This is a genomic window from Chitinophagales bacterium (assembly GCA_040877935.1).
Lineage (GTDB): Bacteria > Bacteroidota > Bacteroidia > Chitinophagales > CAIOSU01 > JBBDNB01.
The window spans coordinates 19,683-30,961 of the sequence record JBBDNB010000016.1; the positions used below are offsets into that span (position 1 = coordinate 19,683).

General features: G+C 38.8%; 12 protein-coding genes. 3 read left to right on the forward strand and 9 right to left on the reverse strand.

Annotated features, from left to right (window positions below):
• Positions 1-85 precede the first annotated feature (85 nt).
• From WD048_03820 to WD048_03840, 5 genes are all read right to left on the reverse strand, one after another.
• Positions 86-970, reverse strand: a complete 885-nt coding sequence (locus WD048_03820; GenBank protein MEX0811320.1) for a hypothetical protein — start codon at positions 968-970, stop codon at positions 86-88.
• A gap of 7 nt (positions 971-977) precedes the next feature.
• The gene (locus WD048_03825; protein ID MEX0811321.1) at positions 978-2,078 is read right to left on the reverse strand and encodes a M42 family metallopeptidase; all 1,101 of its coding nucleotides are present in this window, start codon (positions 2,076-2,078) and stop codon (positions 978-980) included.
• 36 nt (positions 2,079-2,114) lie between these two features.
• Complete coding sequence (locus WD048_03830; GenBank protein ID MEX0811322.1) at positions 2,115-2,528, reverse strand: PIN domain-containing protein; 414 nt, start codon at positions 2,526-2,528, stop codon at positions 2,115-2,117.
• On the reverse strand, positions 2,525-2,770 hold the full coding sequence (locus WD048_03835) for a DUF6364 family protein (GenBank protein MEX0811323.1): 246 nt from the start codon (positions 2,768-2,770) through the stop codon (positions 2,525-2,527). Before WD048_03835 ends, WD048_03830 begins: the two co-directional genes overlap by 4 nt.
• Positions 2,771-2,851: 81 nt before the next feature.
• The gene (locus tag WD048_03840; protein ID MEX0811324.1) at positions 2,852-4,393 is read right to left on the reverse strand and encodes an acyl-CoA carboxylase subunit beta; all 1,542 of its coding nucleotides are present in this window, start codon (positions 4,391-4,393) and stop codon (positions 2,852-2,854) included.
• A 323-nt stretch (positions 4,394-4,716) separates the two neighbouring features.
• On the opposite strand from WD048_03840, the gene WD048_03845 reads away from it, so the two are divergent.
• From WD048_03845 to WD048_03855, 3 genes are all read left to right on the forward strand, one after another.
• Positions 4,717-5,892: a cation:proton antiporter gene (locus WD048_03845; protein ID MEX0811325.1), complete on the forward strand. Its 1,176-nt coding sequence runs from the start codon at positions 4,717-4,719 to the stop codon at positions 5,890-5,892.
• Positions 5,893-6,009: 117 nt separating this feature from the next.
• On the forward strand, positions 6,010-6,306 hold the full coding sequence (locus tag WD048_03850) for a nucleotidyltransferase family protein (protein MEX0811326.1): 297 nt from the start codon (positions 6,010-6,012) through the stop codon (positions 6,304-6,306).
• Positions 6,299-6,640, forward strand: a complete 342-nt coding sequence (locus WD048_03855; protein ID MEX0811327.1) for a DUF86 domain-containing protein — start codon at positions 6,299-6,301, stop codon at positions 6,638-6,640. Before WD048_03850 ends, WD048_03855 begins: the two co-directional genes overlap by 8 nt.
• Positions 6,641-6,648: 8 nt before the next feature.
• Here the strand turns inward: WD048_03855 and WD048_03860 are convergent, their stop codons facing one another.
• Genes WD048_03860 through WD048_03875 form a run of 4 tightly spaced genes read right to left on the reverse strand, consistent with a single transcriptional unit; the run spans position 6,649 to position 10,987 of the window.
• The gene (locus tag WD048_03860; protein ID MEX0811328.1) at positions 6,649-7,602 is read right to left on the reverse strand and encodes a YihY/virulence factor BrkB family protein; all 954 of its coding nucleotides are present in this window, start codon (positions 7,600-7,602) and stop codon (positions 6,649-6,651) included.
• A gap of 3 nt (positions 7,603-7,605) precedes the next feature.
• Positions 7,606-8,010 carry a thioesterase family protein gene (locus tag WD048_03865; protein ID MEX0811329.1) on the reverse strand — a complete coding sequence of 135 codons (405 nt, stop codon included), beginning with the start codon at positions 8,008-8,010 and terminating at the stop codon, positions 7,606-7,608.
• Positions 8,010-9,041, reverse strand: coding sequence for an endolytic transglycosylase MltG (gene mltG / locus WD048_03870; GenBank protein ID MEX0811330.1), 1,032 nt, complete (start codon positions 9,039-9,041; stop codon positions 8,010-8,012). The genes WD048_03865 and mltG overlap by 1 nt, the downstream gene beginning before the upstream one ends.
• Positions 9,038-10,987, reverse strand: a complete 1,950-nt coding sequence (locus WD048_03875; protein ID MEX0811331.1) for a tetratricopeptide repeat protein — start codon at positions 10,985-10,987, stop codon at positions 9,038-9,040. Before WD048_03875 ends, mltG begins: the two co-directional genes overlap by 4 nt.
• Positions 10,988-11,279: the final 292 nt, after the last annotated feature.

The following is an 11,279-nucleotide window of genomic DNA, read 5'->3' on the forward strand; positions in this document are numbered from 1 at the left end:
GAAGTCATCTCCCATGCTGGTTCTGTCACAAAGACAAAAATCACCAAAGCCCAAAACATAATAGAGATTGCTTTACCTACATTGATCATAAGAAACGATAATTAAAATATGCTGCTGCGTAAATTAGCAAAGATTGAAGAATTATACTACCATCAAGGTAAAAAGTAAAAAAGTACTCGTTTGAAGTATTCAGTTTTTTGCGCAGTAAGAAAAAAACAAAGCCCACTGATAGAAAAGCTGCTAATGTAAAAAAATGACGCTCATGCATCTGGCTATAGTGGAAAAAACAAACAGTTAGATAAAGCAACAACATAACTTTAGTTAGAAAAACACTTTTTGAAACACCGATGCGATTGGGCAAAGAGCGCTGAAGCATATTGGTATCTTGTTTCAAATCCCTGATATCAAAAGGAATACAAATGGCCGAAATAAACAGAAAGCGCTCGGCAAAAATCAACGCCAGTGTTTGGGTACTTAAAAATTGTTCGCTGTTGAAAAAAGGCAAAAGCACAGTCACTGTTGCCCAGGTCAAGCCCAGAATAAAAGGCTTGAACAAACCAAAATCACGGATTCTTATTTTACGTCCATTCCAACTTATAAAAGGTACAGCATAGAATACTGCAACAGGAACAAGAAAAGCCAGTGTCCACTGGATTTTTTCATTGAGCAAAAAGAAAGCCACTGCTGCGTGTAAACCAAGAAAAACCAGAAGAAAGACCAGCCATTTTTTATTGCGCAACATCCAAAGGTGCATTTGAGAATTCTCCTCGAAACTCCTTTTTGGCAAACTCAAAAAGCGATGCAGGTTATAGACGAGTACTGTACCTGAAAAAACCACAATTTCAAGAAAACCCAGCCATAGATGTCCTCCGGTCAATACATAAAATTGAAAAACGGCCATTAAGGCCGCTATTCCAATAAAAATATTGCTATTTACCAGTGTGCGAACAATATTTTTCAATGTATTCAATTCCCGATTATAAATACTTGAAATTAAACTTTGGATCCAATTCCAACAAGGTTTTATAAATCAAGTGGATTACAGCTTCCACATCCGATTTCTGAACAGTTTCTACCGTAGTATGCATGTAGCGCAGAGAAAGCGATATCAAAGCAGAAGGCACTCCACCATTGCTGTATGCAAAAGCATCGGTATCGGTTCCGGTCACCCTGGATGCCGCATCGCGCTGAATGTCTATTTTGTTTTTCTCAGCTGTATTGATGATTATATCCAACAGTTTGTTGTGTACTGCTGGGCCGTAAGTCACAACAGGACCGCGCCCCATTTGGAAATCCCCTTCCACAATTTTATTGATATTGGGAGTTGTTGTGTCATGACAAACATCAGTAACAATAGCCACATTGGGCTTAATTGTTTCGGTGATCATTTCTGCACCTCTTGTACCAACTTCTTCCTGCACAGCATTTACTATGTACAATCCAAATGGCAACTTCACTTTGTTCTCTTTGAGCAAACGCGCCACCTGTGCAATCATAAAACCACCGGCACGATTGTCCAGCGCACGACAAACGTATTTGTCCTTATTCAGTATCATAAATTCGTCCTCATAAGTAATCACCGAACCGACATGAATACCCAACTCTTCCACCTCTTTTTTCTCTTTGCAGCCCACATCAATAAAAATATTATTAATGGCAGGAGATTCTTCTTTTGCTCCCGGAGCTTTACGCGTATGAATGGCCGGCCAGCCAAATACACCTTTTACAAAACCCTTTTTGGTGTGGATATTCACTCTTTTTGAGGGGGCGATCTGATGATCGGAGCCACCATTGCGTTTCACATAGATAAAACCATCATCGGTAATATAAGAGACGTACCAGGATATTTCATCGGCATGGGCTTCAATCACTACTTTAAACTCCGCATCTGGGTTTACTATACCATATACCGTACCATAGTTGTCAACTTTGTATTCATCAATATACGGCTTGATATAATCCAGCCAAACTCTTTGTCCTGGAGCTTCATAGCCGGTGGGAGAAGCTGTATTCAAATATTTTTCCAAAAATTTCTCTGCTTTCGCATCAATTAGATTTTTCATTCCTTTTTTCGACATAATTTTCTTTTATCGGTTTTTAAGTTTGTAAACGTATTATATAGACTTGATAAATTCCTCCGCAGTCATCACAGGTAACTTTGAGGCTTTAAAATCATTTAAATCTCTTGTGATAATTATATCCAGATCATTTTGAATGGCTGAATAATATTGTATGCCATCTTCAAAATCAGAAAAACCAGAATCATTTATTGCAAGATCAATAATCTTAGCATCAATAGGCAAAATCTGTACAATGGCACGGAATTTCCTTATAATTTCACGTGCTTCTTTTGCTGGTTTTGATCGCGATAGGATAAAATTTGTATTGGCAATGGTCAATGCACTGACGCTCAATTCAAACATACCTTTATCAGCCATTGAAAATACATAAGCTGCGCTGTTAAAGAAAGGCTCTCGTTTATCAAGCAGGTCGATTACAATATTATTATCTATTAGCAATTTGCTCATTTATACTTTTCAATCAAATAATCAGTATAAGCTTTTTTGTGGTCAAAATCTTTATTAGTGTCTATAACACCACTGAGTTCCTTTACCAATGGAGTGATTTCCATATCATCTTTGTTTTTCGTAGTTATGGCTGCCAGATAAGTTTCGATCAACCTGGAAAGACTTACATTTTTCTCCTTAGCATATTGCTTAGCCTTTTCAATAATAGCTTTGTCTACGTTCAATGTTAATTTAACTCCCATGGCTAATGTTTACGTACTAAAATACTTTTTGCTCACGTAAAGTTCAATAAACTTTTTGCAATCACAAAACTAGTCAACCAGTCACAATGGAATATTCCCATGCTTTTTTCTGGGCAGCTTATCTACCTTGTTTTTCAGCATCTTAAAAGCTGCAATCAACTTCTGTCTTGTTTCTGCCGGATCAATCACTTCATCCACATAACCTCTTGCTGCTGCTTTATATGGATGGGCAAACATTTCAGCATATTCGGCTTCTTTTTCTTTCAGTTTTGCTTCCGGATCATCAGCTGCTTTGATTTCTTTTTTGAAAATGATTTCTGCCGCACCTTTTGCTCCCATTACCGCAATTTCTGCCGAAGGCCAGGCAAAGTTCAAATCAGCACCTATATGCTTTGAATTCATTACGTCATAAGCTCCGCCATAGGCTTTGCGTGTAATTACAGTTACGCGTGGCACTGTGGCTTCGCTAAAAGCATAAAGCAATTTAGCTCCGTTGCTAATAATACCATTCCACTCCTGATCAGTACCGGGCAAAAATCCCGGAACATCTTCAAATACCAAAAGCGGGATATTGAAGGCATCGCAAAAGCGCACAAAACGGGCAGCTTTTTTAGAAGCGTCAATATCGAGCACACCAGCCAAATATCCCGGTTGATTGGCTACAATTCCGATACTCTTACCGGATAGAAACCCAAAACCCACTACAATGTTCTCTGCGTAGTTTTTATGCACTTCATAAAAGGAGTCTCGATCTAAAACCTGATCAATCACCTCGCGCATATCATATGGCTGATTGGGATTTTCCGGGATGATCTTGTGTACTTCAGGCAAAAGCTCATCTCCTTCCTCGTAGGGATATTGTGGTGATTCTTCATCACAGTTTTGAGGGATATAAGTGATCAGTTTTTTCAGCCCTTCGATACAGGCAATTTCATTTTCGCTGGAAAAATGCGTGACACCTGATTTAGTGGAATGCGCTGAGGCTCCACCCAATTCTTCAGAGCTGACTTCTTCATGGGTTACGGTTTTCACTACATTTGGACCGGTAACAAACATGTAGGAAGTATTTTCCACCATGCTGATAAAATCAGTCAATGCGGGAGAATAAACCGCCCCGCCTGCACAGGGCCCCATAATTGCCGAAAGCTGCGGAATCAATCCTGAGGCTATAGTATTGCGATAAAATATATCGGCATATCCACCGAGCGAAACTACGCCCTCCTGAATACGCGCGCCACCACTGTCATTTAGTCCAATAAAAGGCGCCCCATTTTTCATCGCCAGATCCATCACTTTACATATCTTTTCGGCATGTGCTTCGGCCAGTGATCCTCCCAAAACGGTAAAATCCTGGGAAAAGACATAAACCAGCCGCCCATGAATGGTTCCATAGCCGGTGACTACACCATCTCCGTAAAATTTTTGCTTGTCGAGCCCGAAATTGGTAGAACGATGCGTGACCATCTGTCCCATTTCCTGAAAGGAATTTTCATCGAGCAAAAAATGGATGCGCTCCCTGGCAGTCAATTTGCCTTTTTTATGCTGCGCCTCAATACGCTTATCACCACCGCCTTTTTGAGCGGCTTCCCTTTTTTCGTATAATTCCCGGAGTTTGTCCTCCATAGTAATGCTTTAAAATGAATAAAAATAGAACAGCACTGCAACAAGATTTGTAAATACTGTGCTGAGAACGGCTCAAAATTAAGAAAATCAATGGCAAAGCCGAAGACCTATCGCATGCATGTAAATATACTTCTCTAAAATTTGAAACTTTGAGAAAGTTGAGTAATATAATACTGAATTCATAAAAAACGTGATTTTTTTACTCAAGTATTGCCCTTGTTGTTTGAGCTTGTGTTCTGCTTTAGTATTTTTGGCCAATCGCTATTGAGCAGATTTTGGCGTGGTTAAAAAGAGCCAAGAAATAGGCTCAATAAAAATAAACTATGGAAACAACTATAATAATCAGTTTTTGTGCACTTCTGCTAATAGCCTATTTATTTGATCTCACCTCATCCAAAACACGCATTCCTTCAGTTATCCTGCTTTTGTTCCTGGGTTGGTTTATCAAACAAATTACTGATTTTCTCGATATTCCGCTACCTGTCTTTTCAGAACTGCTGCCGCTCTTTGGAACGATTGGGTTGATATTGATTGTATTGGAAGGTTCGCTTGAACTTGAGTTTAATAAATCCAATTTAGGCCTGATCAAAAAATCTTTTTTTGGCGCATTGATACCGATGCTTGCGCTGTCCTTTATACTGGCCTATCTTTTTCAGCAATATGGTACAGGGGATTATACCTTTAAAAGCAGCCTGATCAATGCCATTCCCTTTTGTATAGTTAGTACTGCCATTGCCATTCCAAGTGTTAAGTATCTTTCTTCAAAAGATAAAGGCTTTGTCATTTATGAAAGCAGTTTTTCAGAAATCACAGGAGTTGTGTTTTTTAATTTTATAAGTCTGAATGAACATTTCGGCTTCTATTCATTTGGCAGCTTTGGATTACAAGTGTTGATTATTTTTGTGATATCCTTTATTTCAACAATCGGACTTTCATTTCTGCTCAGCAAAATTGAACATCAAATAAAGTTTGTGCCTATTATTTTACTGGTAATATTGATCTATGCTGTTTCAAAAACCTACCACCTGCCGGCACTCATATTTATTATGATATTTGGACTTTCTATTGGGAATCTGGATGAATTAAAATCATTTAAATGGATAGAACGATTCAAACCGGATGAATTGAATCGCGAGGTGATAAAATTCAGGGAGCTTGTTGTTGAGGCCACCTTTGTGATCAAAGCATTGTTTTTCATATTGTTTGGTTACCTGATTGAAACAAGTGAAATTTTTAATACGGAAACCCTGAAATGGTCTTTGGGAATAGTAGCAGCTATGTATATTTTTCGCGCGGCACAACTTAAACTTTCCGGACTTGCCCTTAATCCATTGCTGTTTGTTGCACCGCGTGGATTGATCACTATACTCCTTTTCATATCCATATTACCTGCACAAAACATAGATCTTGTCAACCGATCAATGATTATTCAGGTGATTATTATCACTGCATTGATTATGATGTTTGGGCTTATGGCAACTAATCGTCAAAAAAACTGATTATGTGTAGGCTACAACCACTATTTGATCCTAATTAAATCATGATATAAACTTTGATAAGCTTGCCAGACAAAAATTTTCAGTTTATCTTGTCTCATAGATAAATCAGCTTTTTAGATGAAAATGCTAAAAGATATTCAAGTTAAATTGGCCACAAAACTGCCTGAACTCAAAAAAAAATACCCGATTTCCAAGCTTGCCCTTTTTGGTTCTATTACGCGCAATGATTTTAAACCTAAAACAAGTGATATTGATATAATGGTAGAATTTGACGGAGATATCGGCTGGGAATATTTTGACTTGGTATGGGAAATTCAGGAACTCTTTCCTGGATACAAAGTAGATATAGTAAGCAAAGGAGCCATTCAACCACACTACTGGAAACATATTAAAGGAGATTTGCAATATGTCTAAACGAAGTGAAAAAGCAATTCTTTATGATATATTAATAAATATCACAGCTGTTCTGGATTTCACAAAAGGCATGGATTGGCAACAGTTTATAGAAGACCTCAAAACTCAATATGCGGTTGATCGTTGCTTTGAGATAGTAGGTGAAGCCACCCGACAGCTTCCTGAAAAATTTATACAAAAGCATCCCGAAATTGAATGGAACAAAATGATCGCTTTTCGCAATTTGCTAATCCACGAATATTTTAGAGTTGAGCGAAAGATTGAGTGGAATATTATCCAAAATATTTTGCCCGAGCTTAAAACCAAATTAGAAAAATTAAAAAATCAACTTTAAACTACTACTCAATCCTCAGCAAGCGCTTCATCGTCTTTTTTCAGAATCAGATGCTTGTTGTAGGTAATGCTGGCATTTATTTCAAAACCAATCAGCAGGGCAAATGAATTGAGATAAATCCAAAACTGAAGGGCTATAATGGTGCCGATAGAACCGTACAGCTTGTTATAGGTGCCAAAATTATTTACAAAATAAGAAAAGCCAAGCGAAAAAATAATAGTAAGGATTGTAGCAACGGTGGAGCCAGTGGACATAAAATTCCATTTTTTCTTAGTGGCGGGTCCATAATAGTAGATAAATGAATAGGTGTTGAAAATCAGGAAAAGTATAATCAACCACTTGAATGTACTCAACAAAGTTACACTCCATGCGCCTAATTTCAGCCAGTCTTCTGCAATAATCTCTAATAAACGATTGCCTTCAACAATCAGTGCTACGGATATCATGGTAAGAAAAAAGATCACAAAGGTTAATTTAAATGCTACCCAGCGCATTTGCAGCGCATTGCGCGTATGAAAAGTTTCAATGGATTTATCAAAAGACTCCATAACACCAATCATTCCACTGGAAGAGATAAAAAGCGCAGTAAGAAAACCAATAGAGAGCAATCCACCTCGGGGTCTTTGAATAGTGTCAGTAAGTGTTTGGTCAAGCAATTCATAAGCATTTGCAGGCAAAATATCGCGCAGCAATACTATCATATTTTCCTGCAAACCATCAATAGGGATATAGGGAATTAGTGTGAGCAAAAAAATCAATGCAGGAAACAGGGCCAGAAAAAAGCTGAAAGCAATGGCTTTGGACTTTACGATCAATACATCGCGCTTGATTTCATGGATAAAAAATTGTACTACATAATATACCGGAACCCCCTGTAACCCCGGTAAACTCGCTTCCTTAGCAGTTTCCAATAAATTGCGGGCTTTTGCAGAGTGTTCTAATATTTTATCGAAAAGTGCCATTTTTCAAAAATAAGCTTTTAAGCATTCAATTAATTCATGTGGAGCAGTCTTAATCGATCCCGTTTTTTGATCTACAAAAAGCAATTTTGTTTTTCCTTCATTTAAGAGCTTCCCTTTAGGATCATATATTTTATGCCTGAAGCTCATAAGCCGCCCCGGCAATTCTTCCACAAAGGTTTTCACGGTCAAAAGCATATCGTATTTTGCTGCTTTTTTATAGCGACAATTCATCTCAAGTACCGGCATGATGATTCCGCGCTCTTCAAGTTTTGAGTAGGGCAAGCCCAATCTACGCATGGCTTCGGTTCTGGCTATTTCATAATAGAGCGCATAATTCCCATAATACACCACTCCCATTTTATCCGTCTCTCCATAGCGCACTCTAATTTCACACGTTGATTCAAACATTAATTGTAGATTTTATTTTCATTGAGCGCTTTCTGGAATTTACGCGCATTTTTAAGATGTTCGTTCAATGTACTTGCAAATTCATGATAACCTGAGAAATCGGCTTTCGCACACATATACAGATAGTTATGCTCTTTGGGGTGAAGTACAGCTTCAATACTTTTCTTGGACGGGGTACAAATTGGCCCGGGTGGCAAACCCTTGTACAAATAAGTATTGTAAGGCGAATCTGTTTTAAGGTGTTTTGTTAATACCCTCCTGATTTCAAAATCACCGAGTGCAAAACGCACCGTAGGATCTGCCTGCAAAAGCATACCCCTGTTAAGTCTGTTCAAATACAAACCGGCAATTATAGGCCTTTCTTCGTCTTTATTGCTTTCTTCCTCTACTATTGAAGCCAGGGCAATGACTTCATCAGGGCTTAATCCCTGTGCTTTTGCAGCAGCTTTGCGCTCATCTGTCCAGAAATTATTATACTCACGCAACATGCGCTTTAAAAATGTTTCCGCATCTGTATTCCAGTAAAATTCATAGGTATCGGGAATAAAGAGGCTAAGTATATTCTCCTTGTTGAAATTGCCCAATACTTCATTTTTTCCGGGTTTGAGCAATACCTGTAGTAAATCATCCTGGTTTAATTCAAGCTTTGCAGCAGCTATTTCTGCAACTTCTTCTACACGCCTTACTTTTTTCAAAATCAATTTTACGGGGGCTTGCTCTCCGGAGCGCAACAATAAGATCAATTTGCGATTGCTCATGCCGTCTCTAAGCTCATATCTTCCGGGATACACATGTGAGGGATAATTCATTTTCCTTGCCAGCAGATCAAAAGAAGCTTCATCTATCAGCAATTCATTTTCTGACAATAAAATTTTTACTTGCTCATAATCCGCAATGCTTGGAATGTAGAAATAGGTCTTTTCCCCGTGAGTTTGAATATTTGGGCTATAAACTACTTTATAGCCCATCCAGGCCAATAGCAATGCAAGAATCAGTACAAAAGTAAAAAGGGTGATAAAAATTCGCTTCATAGTTGTTTTAATTTCATGAGTAAATCCTGTGCCTGCTGGTTGTCAGGATTGATACGGAGTACTTTTTTCAATTCATTTTCAGCACTGCTATAGTTCTCTTTACTTAAATAAAGGTATATGAGGTTCAGCCTGGCCTTTTCATAATCCGGATCTAAATCAATGGCTTTGTGCAAATGTTTCTGTGCCAGCGAATAATCCTTTCGCATCAGGTATATCCAGCCGAGGTTTGCCTGCGCTTCTTTGTGTGCAGCTTGCTCATTTACAATTTTCAGAAACACTTTGAATGCTTCATCATACATTTTGAGCTGAAACAGGGCTGCCCCTTTTTTGTTGAGAAAATCAAGGTTCAGGGCTTTTTCTTCCAGTGCAATTTCAAAATGTTCTAAAGCACTCTGGTAATTGCCCAAATTAAAATGCGCTTCTCCTACCCTATATGCTGTCCAGCTTTTGTCGTAAATACTGTCCCAATTGACCGCTGCAGTTTTATCTGCTACCTGGTTCCAGTTACTGAGCAAATAATAGCGATGAATTTCCAGGGACAACAACTGATCTTTTGAATTGATTTCAGGGAAATAATTTGCTGCCGAATCCAAAAACATACTCCTTTCACTGAATTTTTCATAAAAGGATAAATAAGCTTTCGCCCGAGTATAGACATTTGGATCGGTATTGTTGTAACTGTACAGGCCTATGAATTTCTGTACAGCGGCCAGTTCGTCAAAATCTTTGGGTTCACTGCGTGTTTTTTCAGGATTTTTTCTGATCCAATGATCGGTAATGGAAACATGCGGAATATCAATACTTCCCGATTTGGGCATGTGACAGCCGCTGCAATTGTTATCACCACGTTCTGCCATAGGCAAAGTGCAAGTTTCCTGCTTTTTATTAGTCCCATGGCAGTTGCTGCATTTTTCATTGAAAGTACTGATGGGCGTTAGGTTTACGCTCTTATGTGGGTTGTGGCAAGTAATGCAGGTCATTTCCGACATTTTGTAGCATTCGCTCATACTCAAGCGCTCAGCCTGTGAAGCCATAATAAACTGATCATCGGCATTTTCGAAGCGTGGCAGAAAAACCGAAAATACTTCTTTCAAATGCATGGAGGGCAAAAAATCGTCAAAATCCTTTCCTTCTTTCAACACAGACAGCCCCTGCAAATGACAACGCTGGCAAACGCTCATCTGCCGCTCTTTGCTCAGTCTTTTAGGATTCACAATGCTCCAGTCGCCTGTTTCAGTTGTATCGACCTTGATACCTGCCAGTTTTTCTTTCACATGCAAAGCACCGGGCCCGTGACAGCGTTCGCAATCAATGCCCATTTTTACATTGTGGTATTTGTTGAGCGATTTTTCCTCCATATCCGGCAAGCCATTGTGACAGGTCATGCATTCCTTTCCAATAATCCGGTCAAAGCGAGAATTGTGTCCGCCCTCAAAACCGGGAGCCAAATCCCACTGGCCTTTTTGGGTGTAAAAAGTAATAGGTGCCTGATAGATATAGCCGTCCCTATTGATCAGGTGTGAATTGGTGTGCTGCCCCGAGCCAATCACATAGGAAATACCTTCGGTTCGTTTGTGGATGGTATCTCCCTTGTCAGATAGGCGAAATTCTTCAAAATACAAGGTGTCATTTTCCCAGTAAGGATGGTAATAAAAATCGTTCAAAGTATCATAGACCAGTGCATGTTCGTAATCGGCAGCACTTTTGGCTTTTGTGGCCAGTCCGAAAGACTGCCCCATTCCGGTCTGTATATAAGTATTGTAAATATCCTGGTGACAGCTTCTGCATTGCTGCATTCCGGCATAAGCTACCGTATCATTGGTGTTTCTAAAGGGCAGGTTTTCCGTGTGCCCCTTTTTTGCGGAAAAATCACAATAGCTCAAAAAGCCTATTACTAAAGCTATAAACAGGCCGATATATAGTTTTGGGCTATTTGAATTTGGCATTTAAGGTATTGCTTATCGGTATTTTAAATTGAACAATAGGGATGTAAAATTAAAAAGTCAATGGATTTCCAATGATGTTTAACGCATTACCCATACTACTTCAGCTTCTTCAAAAATACAAAATCAAGATAGGTTTTTGATTATAACACCAACTCCAATGGGTCATGACCCATTGGAAAATCGTAAAAGATGTGCTACGACACAATTAGGTTTCTAAATTAAAGCTTTGAACAAACTGTCTGAATTTCTACGGGTATCCAAATAAAAATGGAAAAAATTTATCAGGCATAAC